9 protein-coding genes and 3 pseudogenes are annotated in these 12,800 nt (G+C 69.7%); 10 read left to right on the top strand and 2 right to left on the bottom strand.

Going from position 1 to position 12,800, the window contains the following annotated elements; translation table 11 throughout:
- Position 1 precedes the first annotated feature (1 nt).
- From AD428_RS04600 to AD428_RS27475, 5 genes and pseudogenes are all read left to right on the top strand, one after another.
- Entirely contained in the window at positions 2-1,738 is a 1,737-nt protein-coding gene (locus AD428_RS04600) for a hydantoinase B/oxoprolinase family protein (RefSeq protein ID WP_053244336.1), read from the top strand.
- On the top strand, positions 1,735-3,420 hold the full coding sequence (locus tag AD428_RS04605) for a thiamine pyrophosphate-dependent enzyme (protein ID WP_235489091.1): 1,686 nt from the start codon (positions 1,735-1,737) through the stop codon (positions 3,418-3,420). The genes AD428_RS04600 and AD428_RS04605 overlap by 4 nt, the downstream gene beginning before the upstream one ends.
- Positions 3,417-3,719, top strand: coding sequence for a (2Fe-2S)-binding protein (locus AD428_RS04610; RefSeq protein WP_053244337.1), 303 nt, complete (start codon positions 3,417-3,419; stop codon positions 3,717-3,719). Before AD428_RS04605 ends, AD428_RS04610 begins: the two co-directional genes overlap by 4 nt.
- Positions 3,710-5,112, top strand: a pseudogene (locus AD428_RS04615) (FAD-dependent oxidoreductase). Before AD428_RS04610 ends, AD428_RS04615 begins: the two are co-directional and overlap by 10 nt.
- 79 nt (positions 5,113-5,191) lie before the next feature.
- Positions 5,192-6,210 (top strand): annotated as a pseudogene (locus tag AD428_RS27475) (NAD(P)/FAD-dependent oxidoreductase).
- Positions 6,211-6,220: 10 nt separating this feature from the next.
- On the opposite strand, the gene AD428_RS04625 reads toward AD428_RS27475, so the two are convergent.
- Positions 6,221-7,168 (bottom strand): LysR substrate-binding domain-containing protein, encoded by a 948-nt coding sequence (locus tag AD428_RS04625; RefSeq protein ID WP_053244338.1) that lies wholly within the window; start codon positions 7,166-7,168, stop codon positions 6,221-6,223.
- A 153-nt stretch (positions 7,169-7,321) separates the two neighbouring features.
- Here AD428_RS04625 and gtdA point away from each other — a divergent pair, with 153 nt between their 5' ends.
- The 5 genes and pseudogenes from gtdA (at position 7,322) to AD428_RS04650 (ending at position 12,035) form a co-directional block, all read left to right on the top strand.
- Positions 7,322-8,377, top strand: coding sequence for a gentisate 1,2-dioxygenase (gene gtdA, locus AD428_RS04630; RefSeq protein WP_053244339.1), 1,056 nt, complete (start codon positions 7,322-7,324; stop codon positions 8,375-8,377).
- Positions 8,378-8,428: 51 nt separating this feature from the next.
- Positions 8,429-9,130, top strand: coding sequence for a fumarylacetoacetate hydrolase family protein (locus tag AD428_RS04635; protein WP_053244340.1), 702 nt, complete (start codon positions 8,429-8,431; stop codon positions 9,128-9,130).
- Positions 9,130-9,768, top strand: a complete 639-nt coding sequence (gene maiA / locus AD428_RS04640; protein ID WP_053244341.1) for a maleylacetoacetate isomerase — start codon at positions 9,130-9,132, stop codon at positions 9,766-9,768. Before AD428_RS04635 ends, maiA begins: the two co-directional genes overlap by 1 nt.
- 29 nt (positions 9,769-9,797) lie before the next feature.
- On the top strand, positions 9,798-11,003 hold the full coding sequence (locus tag AD428_RS04645) for a 3-hydroxybenzoate 6-monooxygenase (RefSeq protein ID WP_053244342.1): 1,206 nt from the start codon (positions 9,798-9,800) through the stop codon (positions 11,001-11,003).
- A 40-nt stretch (positions 11,004-11,043) separates the two neighbouring features.
- Positions 11,044-12,035, top strand: a pseudogene (locus tag AD428_RS04650) (tripartite tricarboxylate transporter substrate binding protein).
- A gap of 117 nt (positions 12,036-12,152) precedes the next feature.
- Here AD428_RS04650 and AD428_RS04655 read toward each other — a convergent pair.
- Positions 12,153-12,779: a DMP19 family protein gene (locus AD428_RS04655; protein ID WP_053244365.1), complete on the bottom strand. Its 627-nt coding sequence runs from the start codon at positions 12,777-12,779 to the stop codon at positions 12,153-12,155.
- Positions 12,780-12,800: the final 21 nt, after the last annotated feature.

A 12,800-nucleotide genomic window follows, 5' to 3' on the forward strand; every position in this document is an offset into this window, starting at 1 on the left:
CATGGCCACCCGACCGACCTCTCACGCCGACGCGGACGTGTTCGACCCCATTGAAATGGAGGTCTTCAGCAACCGCCTGCTGTCCATTACCGAAGAGATGGGCAACACGCTGATCCGCTCGTCCTTCTCCAGCAACATCAAAGAACGCAAGGACTGCTCGGTGGCGCTGTTCGATGCCGCCGGCCGCCTGGTTTCCCAGGCTGCGCACGTCCCCGTGCATCTGGGCTCGCTCTCCGGAGGCATCGAGGCCGTGCTGCGACGCTACGGCAACGCCGGGATACGCCCGGGCGATGCCTTCCTGTGCAACGACGCCTACCTGGCCGGCGGCACTCACGCGCCGGACATCACGGTGGTAACGCCCGTGTTCTGCGAAGGCGAACTGCGCTTTTTCGCCGCGAACATCGGCCACCATACCGACGTGGGCGGCGCGGTGCCGGGTTCAACGTCGCATCACCTGAAGACCGTCTGGGAAGAAGGCATCCGCCTGCCCGCCATGCGCATCGTGCGCGAAGGCGAGTTGGACCTGGATCTGCTGGAGATGATCGCGCACAACACCCGCGAGCCGGACAACCGGATGCACGACATCCGCGCCCAGATAGCAACCAACGACAAAGGCGCCAGGCTGATCCTCGACCTGGTCGGACAGTCGGGCCTGCGGACCGTGCTCAATGCCATTGAGAGCATTCTGCGATACACCGAGCGCCGGCTGCGCCACCGCATTGCCCAGTTGCCCTCCGGCACCGTATCGTTCACGGAGAAGATGGACGACGACGGCATGGGCGGCGATCCGGTGGTCATCCAGGCCAATGTGCACGCCCGGGACGGCCAGCTCCACGTCGACTTCACCGGCACGGGCAAACAGGCGCGCGGCGCTTTCAATCTTCCCGCCAGCGCCCTGCAGGCCAGCGTCTACTTCGCGGTGAAAGCCATGCTGGACCCGGAACTCATGCCCAACAACGGCATGTTCCAGCCCATCACGATCACCGCTCCGGAAGGCACGATTGCCAATCCGCGGTTTCCGGCCGCGGTGGGCGCGCGGGTAACGACCGCGCAGCGCGTGGCCGGCACGGTGATCGGCGCCCTGGGCCAGCTGCTGCCGCCCGAACGCGCCATGGCGTCCTGCAACGACGTCATGCCCTCCATGCTTTTCTCCGGCCCGATGCGCGACGGCAAGGGCACGTTCGTGTACCTGGAAACCCTGGGCGGCGGCGCGGGCGGACGGGCGCAGGGCGACGGCATGGACGGCATCCAGGTGCACGTCACCAACACGTCCAACCTTCCCGCGGAGGCGCTGGAGATCGAGTACCCCCTGCTGGTCGAGGAATATGCGCTGGTCGCCGACAGCGGTGGCGCCGGCCGCCATCGCGGCGGCATGGGCATCGCGCGCCAGATTCGCTCGCTGCACGATCAGCTGAGCTGCTCGATCCGGTGCGATGCCGCCCTGTTCGGCGCGGCCGGCCTGAACGGCGGCCTGGCGGGACGCACGTCGCATGTCGTGCAGAACCCCGGCCGGCCCGATGCGCAGCGCCTGCCCAACAAGATCTCCGGCCATCCGCTGCCCTCCGGCCAGTCGGTGCGCCTCGAAACGCCGGGCGGCGGGGGGTACGGCGCGCCCGCCGACCGCGATCCGGAAGCCATCCGGCGCGACGTCGGCGGCGGCAAGGTGAGCCGCGCCGCCGCGGAACGCGACTACGGCGCGGAGAAAGTGGCGCGCGCCTTGCAAGGAGCGGCGGCATGACCGGGCGAGACGCAGGCAGCCGCAGCGGCGGCGAGCTGCTGGTCGCGCAGCTCGAAGCCTATGGCGTCAAGCGCGTCTTCATGGTCCCGGGCGAGAGCTTCCTGCCCTGCATCGACGCGCTTCATTCCCGCCGGGAGACTATCGAAACCGTGGTCTGCCGCCAGGAGGGCGGCGCGGCCTACATGGCCGAAGCGCATGGCAAGCTGAGCGGCCAGCCGGGCATCTGCTTCGTGTCGCGCGGCCCGGGAGCCGCCAACGCCGCAATCGGGGTACACACTGCGCGGGAAGACTCCACGCCCATGATCCTGTTCATCGGCCAGGTCGGCGGCGACACCGCCGACCGCCAGTGCTTTCAGGAGGTGGATTATCGCGCCATGTACGCCCCGCTGGCGAAATGGGCCGCCCAGATCGAGCGTGCGGACCGCATTCCCGAATACCTGGCCCGCGCCTGGAGCATCGCCACCGCCGCCCGCCCCGGCCCCGTCGTGCTGGCGCTGCCCGAAGGACATGCTGGCCCGGGACACCGAAGCTCCGCTTGCCGCGTTGCCCTGCCCGCCGCGCGCAAGGCCGGTCGCGCCGGACCTGCAACGGCTGCGCGAAATGATCGAAGCGGCCGAGCGCCCGCTGCTGTTGCTGGGCGGGCCCCGCTGGTCGGCGGCCGCGCGCGCGGGCGTGCGCGACTTCGCCTTGCGTTTCGACCTGCCGGTGGCGACGGCGTGGCGGCGCTGGAGCTGTTCGACAACGACCATCCCAACTTCGTGGGCCAGGTCAGCGCCAGCATGCCCGCGCACCAGAAGCGGGCCGTCATGGAGAGCGATCTGGTCATCGCCCTGGGCACGCGCCTGTGCGAGCCGACCACGATCAACTACGAATGGCTGGCCTCTCCCCAGCCTCGCCAGACGCTGGTTCATATTCATCCCGACGCCAACGAGATCGGGCGCGTGTGCGCGCCCGATCTCGGCATCGTCTCCACCATGGACGGCTTTGCCGAGGCGGCCGTCGAGCTGGCGCCCGGCCTGGGCTGGCATCCGCGCCGTCCCGGCGCGCAGGCGGCGCCCTCGCCGCCGGCGCTGCCGCCCACGCCGGGCCCGCTGGATCTGAACGCGGCGGCCCGCCACGTCGCCGCCACACTGCCCGAGCGAGCCTGCGTTACCGTGGGTGCCGGCAACTATGCGCTGTATGCGCACCGGCACATCGCCTTCAAAGGGCTGGGCAGTCAACTGGCGCCCGCGGTCGGCGCCATGGGCTATGGGCTGCCGGCGGCTATTTCCGCCAAGCTGCATGATCGCGATTCGACGGTGATCTGCTTCGCGGGCGACGGCTGCTTCCAGATGACCATGCAGGAATTCGCCACGGCCGTGCAGTATCGGCTGGGCATCGTCGTCCTGGTCTTCAACAATGGGCTGTTCGGCACCATCCGCATGCACCAGGAACGTGCCTACCCCGGCCGGGCGCTCGGCACAGCGCTGGTCAACCCGGATTTCGCCCTGCTGGCGCGCAGCTATGGCGCATTCGGGGCAACCGTCACGCGCACGGAGGACTTCGCGCCCGCCTATGACGCGGCCCTGGCCCACGCCAAGGAACACGCCATGCCGGCCCTGCTCGACCTGCGCTACGACGCCGACATCATCCTGCCGGACCGCACGCTGTCGCAAATGCGGCAAACGGGCGCCGCCGCATGAAACCGCTGATGCGCCGCGTGCGCGTTCCCTCCGCCCGCGTCCTGCAGCTCACCTGGAACGGACGGCCTCTGCGGGCGCATGAGGGCGATACCGTGTTGACCGCCTTGTTGCTGGCCGGCGAACGTCCGCGGCTGACGCTGGGCGAAGGAGCGCCGCGCGCCGGTTTCTGCCTCATGGGCGCCTGCCAGGATTGCTGGGTCCAGACCGCGGCGGGAAAGCGCCTGCGCGCCTGCTCCACGCTGGCCCGGGACGGCATGGAACTGGTCAGCGCACAACCGGGAGAGATTCCATGCACATGAGCGCGCCAGGCCCGGACAAGCCGGCACGGCCGCAGGAGCCGCACATGGTGATAGTGGGCGCCGGCCCGGCCGGCGTGCGCGCCGCGCAAACGCTGCTGCGCTACGGTGTACGGCCTACCGTCATCGACGAAGCCCCCCTGCCCGGCGGCCAGATCTATCGCCAGGGCGCCATCGCCCGCGGCAGCGCCCGCGAGCGCTACGGCTTCGAGTGGAGAAAAGCGCGATCCATACACGCCGCGGGAGCGGAACTCGCCGCACAGGCCGACTATCGGCCCTGCACGGCGGTGTGGAATGCCTCCCCGGGCCTGCTGGATCTCGTGCGCGAAGGGGAGCTCGATACGCTGCCCTATACGCACCTGCTGTTGGCCACCGGCGCCACAGACCGGGTGCTGCCCTTTGCCGGCTGGACGCTGCCGGGCGTCTACTCGCTGGGAGGCGCGCAGATCGCCCTGAAGGGCCAGCACTGCCTGCTCGGGCCTCGCATCCTTTTCGCCGGGTCCGGCCCCTTGCTCTATCTGGTGGCCTATCAATATGCCCGCGCCGGAGGCCGGGTCCAGGCCGTGCTGGACTACGGGTCGAGGGCCTCGCAGGCCAAGGCGCTGCCCGCGCTGATGAACCAGGCCGGCACGCTGGCCAAGGGCCTGTACTACCTCGGTTGGCTGCGCGCCCGAGGGATTCCGGTGTTTCACGCTGCGCGGATCGATGCCGCGCTGGGGGCCGGACGGGTCGAGACGGTCCGGGCCATCGTCGAGGGGGCCGCGGTCGAATTCGCCTGCGACGTCCTGGCGGTCGGACATGGCCTGAGATCGGAAACGCAATTGGCCGACCTGCTGGACTGCGCGTTCGATTTCGACGACGCGCAGCGCGCCTGGCTGCCCAGGCGGGATGCGGAAGGCCGCAGCACGGTGGCGGGCGTCTACCTCGCGGGCGACGGCGCGGGCATCGCCGGCGCGGCATTTGCCGAACAGCGCGGGAGCGCGCCGCGCTGGCCATGCTCACCGACCATGGCATCGCCGTTGACGGCGCGCGTGTACGCGCGCTGGCGCGCATCAAGCGCAGCCTGGCGCGTTTCCGGCAAGGCCTGGACCGCGCCTTCGCGCTGCCGCCGGCCGAGGCGTCCTGTGGCGACGAGGTCATCGTCTGCCGCTGCGAGGAAATTCGCGCCGGCGCTTTGCGCGCCGCCGCCCGTCAATATGACATCGACGATCTCAATCGGCTCAAGGCGTTGACGCGTATCGGCATGGGGTTGTGCCAGGGGCGCATGTGCCAGGCCGGCGCGGCCGAGCTGCTGGCTTGCTGCCGCGAAGTGCCATTGTCGAAAATCGGCCGGCTGCGCGGCCAGGCCCCCGTCAAGCCTTTGGCGCTGGCCAGCCTGGGCGAGGCCGCGCCATGAACGCCTTGCATGTGGAGGTCGCCATTCTCGGAGGCGGCCTGGTGGGCGCCAGCGCGCCCTGGCGCTGCGCCGGGCCGGCGTGGCCACGGCCCTGATCGAGCGCGGACAGTGCGCGCGCGCGCAGCGGCATCAATTTCGGCGGCGTGCGCGCCAGGGCAGGTCGCCCGAGCAGCTTCATCTCGCGCAGCGGGCCCACGGCATCTGGGCGCGCCTGCCCGAGATCATCGGCACCGACGGAGAATATGTCCGCTCCGGCCACCTGAAACTGGCGCGCTCGCAAGCCGACCTGGAAAAGCTGGCGGCGTATCGGGACAAGGTCCGCGATTTCGATCTCGGCCTGGAGATCATCGACGGCGCGTCGCTGCGCCGCCGTTTTCCCGCGTTGGGAAGCGATATTGCCGGCGGCTCGCTCTGCCCGGAGGACGGCCAGGCCAATCCGCGCCTCGTGGCTCCCGCGTTCGCGCGCGCGCCGCGCACGCCGGCGCGCACGTACTGGAAAACTGCGCCATCCAGCACGCCGACACACAAGGCGGGGATTTCCTGCTCTCCGCTGCCGACGGCCGGCGGATACGGTCGGAGATCCTGATCAATGCGGCCGGCGCCTGGGGCGCGGCCGTCGCCGCCTGGTTCTCCGACCATCTGCCGCTGCAGGTCAAATACCCCACGATGCTGGTCACCGAACCGCTGACGCCGCAGATCGGGGTTTCGCTCGGCGTGGAAGGCGGAGGCTTCTATGCCCGGCAAGTTGCGCGCGGCAATGTCGTCATGGGAGGCGGATACGGGGTCGCCCTGCCCGGGGATCGCTCGCGGCCCGGCCGAGCCGCGCTCTCGGAACTCGGGCGCACGGCTCCCGCGGTCCTGCCGGCGCTGGCTTGCGCCAGCGTCATCCGCTGCTGGTCCGGCATCGAAGGCTACTTTGCTGACAAGAATCCGGTCATCGGCTTCAGCCGCAACGTGCCTCGCCTGCTGCACGCCTTCGGCTTTTCCGGCGGCGGCTTTCAGATCGCGCCCGCCGTGGGAGAAGCGCTCGCCGATATGGTCACCGGCCGCGGCGGCCTGGCGATGGCCGAACGATTCTGCCCCGGCCGCTGGGGCTGAAAGCGTCGCCCTAGCCCGCCGCGCGCCCGGCGGTCCGGTCTGCGCCGTACTCCGCCACCACCTCGCGCAGGCAGTCCATCGCCAGCAGCACGGCGCGCGACATGAAGGCGTCTTTGCTCCGGTACATGGCCACCGCGCCGAAGCCGGAGAGCCGCACGGGCAGGATGCGGATGACATTCATCTGGGTCAGGCGCAGCGCGGCCCGATGGGAGGCCACGCCTATCATGTCGCTGTTGTTCAGCAGGGTGAGGTTTGCCGTCACGGAGTTGGTTTCCATGGTGTCCCGGGGAATGCCCTGCCCCGCCTCGGCCAGCGCGTTGTCCAGCGCGTTGCGCACCGGCGTGCCCTTCGGCCAGAGTATCCACCGGTACGCATGCAGGTCGTCCCAGCCCACGGCGTCGGCGCGCAGCAGCGGATGGCGGGGCCGCACCACCAGGTGGATGGGGTCGAAGAACAGGGCCTCCATGTCCAGCGCCGGATCGCTGAACTCCGGGTCCGCCCGGCCCAGCACCACGTCCAGGTCGCCCTGGGCGAGCTGGGCGGTCAGGCGGTCGGTGGTGCCCTCGACCAGGCTGACGCGCGCCCTGGGCATGCGGTCCAGCATGCGCATGATGGCCAGCGGCACGGTATCGGAAGCCGCCACGCCGCTGGCGCCGATCACCACGCGCCCGCTGCCGCCCTCGCGCAGGGCCTCCATGTCGCCGCTGGCGCGGTCGAGCTGCGCGTCGATGCGCTGGGCATGCGCGATCAGCACCTCGCCATAGGGCGTGGGCACCAGCCCGCGCGCGTGGCGCTCGAACAGAGGCAGGCCGATGTCCTCTTCCAGGTCTTTCAGCCACTTGGACAGGCCGGGCTGCGTGGTGTTGAGCATGACGGCCGAGTGGCTGATGTTATGCGTCTGCGCCAGGCTGAGCAGCATCTTCACATGCCGCAGGCGCAAGCGGTGCGTCCAGTCCATACCTCCTCCAGTCATATGATTTTTCGTATGAATGATAAATAAATTTCATTTTATTTTGCATATCTGCCTCCCCATAATCGCCTGCATCGACGGGACGCCGCACCGGCAGGCGCCCGCGGCCGCCGGCGCGCCGGCGAACAAAAGGAGACAGACATGGCCGATGGACAATCCTCCAAGGCGAGCCGCGCGGACTATTACGCCCGCATCGCCGCCAGCCACCTCAGCCCGCTCTGGGAGTCGCTGCATACCCTGGTGCCCCCCTCGCCCGCGCCGCGCTGCGTGCCGTTCCTCTGGAAGTACGACGAGCTTCGCGCCGACGTCATGGCCTCGGGCCGGCTCATCAGCGCCGAGGAAGCGGTGCGCCGCGTGCTCGTCCTGGAGAATCCCGGGCTGCCGGGCCAGGCCAGCATCACGCAGACACTGTACGCCGGCCTGCAGCTCATTCTGCCGGGCGAGGTCGCGCCCAGCCACCGCCACACCCAGTCGGCCTTGCGATTCATCGTGGAAGGGCGCGGCGCCTATACGGCGGTCAATGGCGAGCGCACCACCATGCACCCGGGCGACTTCATCATCACCCCCTCCTGGACCTGGCACGACCACGGCAACGCCGAGGCTGCCGACGGCGGCGAACCCGTGGTGTGGCTGGACGGCCTGGACATTCCGCTGGTGCGCGCGCTGGACGCCGGCTTCGCCGAGAACTATCCGGCCGCCACGCAGCCGGTGACGCGCCCCGAGGGCGACAGCATGGCGCGCTATGGCCACAACATGGCGCCGGTGCGCCACGACGCGCCGCGCGCCGGCGCATCGCCGATCTTCAACTACCCCTACGCCCGCACCCGCGAGGCGCTGGACCAACTGTACCGCCACGGCGAGCTCGACCCCTGGGACGGCGTCAAGCTGCGCTACGTCAACCCGGCCACGGGCGGCTATCCCATGCCGACCATGGCCACGTTCATGCAGCTGCTGCCGGCCGGATTCCGCGGCCGCACGTACCGCGGCACCGACTCGACGGTGTACAGCGTGGTGGAAGGCCGCGGAACGGTGCGTATCGGCGACCGGGAATTCGCCTTCGGTCCGCGCGACATCTTCGTGGCGCCTTCCTGGATGCCGGTGCAGCTCGCCGCGCTGGCCGACGCCGTGCTGTTCAGCTATTCCGACCGCCCGGTGCAGGCCGCGCTGGGCCTGTGGCGCGAATCGCGCGAAGGCTGAGCCGCCGCGCGGCCCGCTCCCCCGTTTTCCCCTCCGCAAGGAAGTTCTCTCATGTCGTATGTTTTTCCCCCGCAAGCCCCGGTGGGCATCCCCGTGGCCGGCAGCGCCGATCTGTTCCCCGTGCGCCGCGTGTACTGCGTCGGCCGCAACTATGCCGCCCATGCGCGTGAAATGGGCTTCGACCCCGACCGCGAGCCGCCATTCTTCTTCTGCAAGCCGGCCGACGCCGTCGTGCCCGTGGCCGAAGGCCGGACGCTGGCCCTGCCCTATCCGGCCGAGACGTCCAACTACCATTACGAGATCGAACTGGTGGCCGCCATCGGCAAGGGCGGCTCCGGCATCGCCGTGGAGGACGCGCTGTCGCACGTGTGGGGCTACGCGGTCGGCCTGGACATGACCCGCCGCGACCTGCAGATGAAAATGCGCGAAGCCGGACGGCCCTGGGAGCTGGGCAAAGCCTTCGACCGCAGCGCGCCCATCGCGCCGCTGCGGCGCGCCGCCGAGGCCGGCGACATCGGCCGCGCCGCGATCTGGCTCAAGGTCAACGGACAGCTCAAACAGCAAAGCGGCATCGACAACCTCATCTGGCCGGTAGCGGAAACCATTGCCTATCTGTCGCGCTATTTCCGCCTCGAGGCGGGCGACCTGATCTACACCGGCACGCCCGAAGGCGTGGGGCCGGTGACGGCGGGCGATCTCATGGAAGGCGGCGTGGACGGGCTGGGCACCCTCAAGGTCGAGGTGACACGGTGATGCGGCTCTACAGCTTCTTCAACAGCTCCACGTCGTACCGCGTGCGCATCGCGCTGGCCCTCAAGGGCCTGCCGCACGACTACCAGGGGGTGAACATCCGCACGCTGGCGCATCGCGAGGCGGACTATGTGGAACTCAATCCGTCGCGCTCGGTGCCGCTGCTGCGCGACGGCGATTTCTCGCTGGGCCAGTCGCTGGCCATCATCGACTACCTGGACGCGCGCCATCCCGAGCCGCGCCTGATTCCCGCCGACGCGCGGCTGCGCGCGCGCGTGCTGGAACTGAGCCACGCCATCGCCTGCGACATCCACCCCGTCAACAACCTGCGCGTGCTGCGCTATCTGCAGGACGCGCTGGGCGTGTCCGCCGGCCAGAAAGACGCCTGGTACCGGCACTGGATCCGCGAGGGCATGGCCATGGTGGAAGACCTGCTGGCGCGCCACGGCGCGGGGCCATACTGCTTCGGAGAAGCGCCCACGCTGGCCGACTGCTGCCTGGTGCCGCAGATGGCCAACGCGCTGCGCATGGGCTGCGATCTCTCGGCTTGCCCGCGCGCCCTCGCGGTGCACGAATACTGCCTGGCCCAGCCCGCCTTCGCGCGGGCCGCGCCCTCCACCCAGCCCGATTTCACCGCATGACGCGCCGATAACGGCCAAAGGAGACACGCATGACGAGCACACGCCCGCAAAGCGCCATCGTGGTGGGCGGCGGCATCGGCGGCCTGGCCGCCGCCCTGGCGCGCACGCGCGAAGGCATCCAGGTGCAGTTGCTGGAACAGGCCGCGCACATCGGCGAAATCGGCGCCGGCATTCAGCTCGGCCCCAACGCCTTCGCCGCGCTCGACGCGCTGGGCGTGGGCCAGCCGGCCCGCCAGCGCGCCGTGTTCACCGACCACATCATCATGATGGACGCGGTGGACAACACCGAACTCGTGCGCATCGAAACCGGCCCCGCCTTCCGCGAGCGCTTCAACGGCCCCTATGCCGTCATCCACCGGGCCGACATCCACGGCGCCATCCTGGAAGGCGTGCAGAACGACCCGCTGATCTCGTTTCGCACCTCCACGCAGATCCGCGACGTGACGCAGACGGGCGGGCACGTCGAGGTGCGCGACGCCGAGGGCAACGCCTACCGCGCCGACGTGCTGATCGGCTGTGACGGCGTGAAGTCGGTGGTGCGCCAGCACCTGATCGGCGATCCGCCCCGCGTGACCGGCCACGTGGTCTACCGCGCGGTGGTCGAGCGCGGCAACATGCCCGCGGACCTGCGCATCAACGCGCCGGTACTGTGGGCCGGCCCACGCTGCCACCTGGTGCACTACCCCCTGCGCGGCGGCGAGCAATACAACCTGGTCGTGACCTTCCACAGCCGCGGGCAGGAAGAATGGGGCGTGCGCGAGGGCAGCAAGGAAGAAGTGCTCTCGTACTTCGAAGGCATCCACGCCCGGCCCCGGCAGCTTCTGGACCGCCCCACCTCGTGGCGCCGCTGGGCCACGGCCGACCGCGAGCCGGTGGAGCAGTGGAGCTTCGGCCGGATCACGCTGCTGGGCGACGCGGCCCATCCTATGTCGCAATACATGGCCCAGGGCGCCTGCATGGCGCTCGAAGACGCCGTCACGCTGGGGCTGTCCATCCGCCAATGCGGGCCCGACCTGGCCGCGGCCTTCAGGCTCTACGAATCGCTGCGCATTCCGCGCAGCGCGCGCGTGCTGTGGTCCACCCGGGAAATGGGCCGCATCTACCACGCCAAGGGCGTGGAACGCGCGGTGCGCAACTCGCTCTGGAAAGACACGCCGCAATCCCGCTTCTACGACAACCTGCAATGGCTGTACGGGTGGAACGCCGACAACTGCATGCAGGGCCCCCGTCTTTGACGCCTGCCGGAAAACCATAACGACACCAGGAGACAAACCCATGATTTCCCGCACCCGCCGCACCCTGCTGGCCGCCTCCGCCGCCGTGCTCGCCGCCGGCCTGGCCTGCGCCGCCCATGCCCAGGCGCCCGCCTACCCGAGCCGGCCTGTCACGCTGTACACCGCCTTCTCGGTCGGCAGCGGCCCCGACGTCGTGCTCCGCATCCTCAGCCAGGAGCTTGCCAAGGTCTGGAAGCAGCCCGTGGTCGTGGAGAACCGCCCCGGCGGCGGCGGCTTTATCGCCATGGAGGCCGTGGCCAAGCTGCCCGCCGACGGCTATGCGCTGCTGCAGCTCGACAGCGAACACGTCTCGGCCCTGCCCCACCTGTACAAGTCGCGTCACTACGTGCCGCTGCAGAAGTTCGACCTGGTGGCGCCGCTCTTCTACACGCCGTTCATGATCGCCGTCAGCGAGCAATCGCCCTGGAAGAACGTGGCCGACCTGATCCGGGCCGCCAAGACCCGCAAGGACAGCCTCACCTACGGTTCGTGGTTCGTGGGCAGCCCCGGCCATCTCGGCGGCGAATGGCTCGCCTCGCTGACCGGCGCCAAGATGATCCACGTTCCGTACAAAGAGGTGTCGCAACTGTACACCGCCGTCGCCAATGGAGAGGTGGACTGGGCGTTCGGCACCATCCCTTCCACCCGCCCCGTCTACGACAGCGGCAAACTGCGCTACCTCGCCATCGCCGCCCCCAGGCGCCATCCCCAGTTCCCCGACGTGCCCACCGTGGCCGAATCCGGCGGCCCCGCCCAGCCCGACGTCAATTCCATCGTCTCCCTGCTCGCCCCCAAAGGCATCGCGCCGGAAATCCGCGACAAGATCCACGCCGACGTCACCCGGGTGCTCGCCAGCCCCGACGTGCGCAAGCGCTTCGACACCTTCGCCTTCGAGCCGCTGGACTGGCCGCTCGCGGAACTGCGCAAGCGGCTGACCAGAAGTCGGAGACGTACAAGACCTTGACCGAGAGCGCGGGGATACGGTTGGATTGAGGTTGGATCGAGGTTGGATCGAGGGGCCCGAAGGCGGGCCGCCTTTTGCCTGCGGATCTCCCCGACGGCCTGCCGGCCCGGCATCATGCCCGTGCAGCCGTCCTTTCCCGGATGCGCTTATGCCGCAGGCGAAGACGCCCCCGGCATCGCCTGCGGCATCCTCGCCGCATACTCGCGCACCACCAGCACATCCAGCCTGTCCGGGTACGACCAGAATTCCTGATCGAGCTCGTACAGCCGCTCGGAATCGGCTTCGGTGAGCCGTCCCGGCAGGTCTTGCAGCGCCGCCGGCTCGCTCGTTTCGCCGTACCGGGCGATGACGCCGGCCATGTCGCCCAGGCAGCGGCGGGCCGCGCGGGCGCCGATGCGGTCCAGGGCGTCCAGCGCGAGCTGGCAGGTTTGCTCGCCCCAGTTGCAGAAGAACTGCAGGAATCCGCCGTTGTTGATGTCGGCCTCCAGGCGCCACAGCGCCGCCAGTTCGCGCGCGTCGCGCGGCAGGGCGGCGAGGTTCCAGCCGGCCTGCCGCAGCAGGGCCAGGGCGTGATCGTAGAGGGCGTTCTGCTCGAGTTCCCAGACGCTCACCATGCCGTGGTCCGCCGGCGGCCACAGCGCGGGCCAGTTGAGGCCGCGGCCGTCGGGCGTGAGCGTCCATTCCTGGCGCTGGGCAGGCGTGGCTTTGGCCACGCGGATGTAGCGCCGGATCGGCGTGGCGAGCACGCGTCCGTCCGCCAGGGCGAGCAGGATGCCACGTCGAAGCTGACGCCG

This window comes from Achromobacter sp. DMS1, from assembly GCF_001270295.1.

Excerpts from the sequence above, each read along its gene's own strand:
- AD428_RS04635 (WP_053244340.1), top strand. The coding sequence starts at position 8,429 with ATGTCGTATGTTTTTCCCCCGCAAGCCCCGGTGGGCATCCCCGTGGCC.
- gtdA (WP_053244339.1), top strand. The coding sequence starts at position 7,322 with ATGGCCGATGGACAATCCTCCAAGGCGAGCCGCGCGGACTATTACGCC.
- AD428_RS04625 (WP_053244338.1), bottom strand. The coding sequence starts at position 7,168 with ATGGACTGGACGCACCGCTTGCGCCTGCGGCATGTGAAGATGCTGCTC.
- AD428_RS04645 (WP_053244342.1), top strand. The coding sequence starts at position 9,798 with ATGACGAGCACACGCCCGCAAAGCGCCATCGTGGTGGGCGGCGGCATC.
- AD428_RS04600 (WP_053244336.1), top strand. The coding sequence starts at position 2 with ATGGCCACCCGACCGACCTCTCACGCCGACGCGGACGTGTTCGACCCC.
- AD428_RS04610 (WP_053244337.1), top strand. The coding sequence starts at position 3,417 with ATGAAACCGCTGATGCGCCGCGTGCGCGTTCCCTCCGCCCGCGTCCTG.
- AD428_RS04605 (WP_235489091.1), top strand. The coding sequence starts at position 1,735 with ATGACCGGGCGAGACGCAGGCAGCCGCAGCGGCGGCGAGCTGCTGGTC.
- maiA (WP_053244341.1), top strand. The coding sequence starts at position 9,130 with ATGCGGCTCTACAGCTTCTTCAACAGCTCCACGTCGTACCGCGTGCGC.